Origin of the sequence: Sulfitobacter sp. CW3 (assembly GCF_019392245.1) — a bacterium.
GTDB lineage: Bacteria > Pseudomonadota > Alphaproteobacteria > Rhodobacterales > Rhodobacteraceae > Sulfitobacter.
On record NZ_JAHXRL010000569.1, the window covers coordinates 1 to 235 of the forward strand.

General features: G+C 60.4%; 1 pseudogene. It reads left to right on the forward strand.

Features of this window, described 5'->3' with window-relative positions:
* Positions 1–235 (forward strand): annotated as a pseudogene (locus KZZ06_RS22250) (mercuric reductase); the annotation flags it as partial.

The following is a 235-nucleotide window of genomic DNA, read 5'->3' on the forward strand; positions in this document are numbered from 1 at the left end:
CTTCCGATCTGCACGATCGGCGGGACCTGCGTCAATATCGGCTGCGTGCCGTCAAAGATCATGATCCGTGCCGCGCATATCGCGCATCTTCGCCGCGAGAGCCCGTTCGACAATGGTATATCGGCGACATCGCCGGCAATCTTGCGGGAACGGCTGCTGACCCAGCAGCAAGGGCGTGTCGAGGAGCTGCGCCACGCCAAATATGAGACTATCCTCGACGGCAACCCTGCCATTA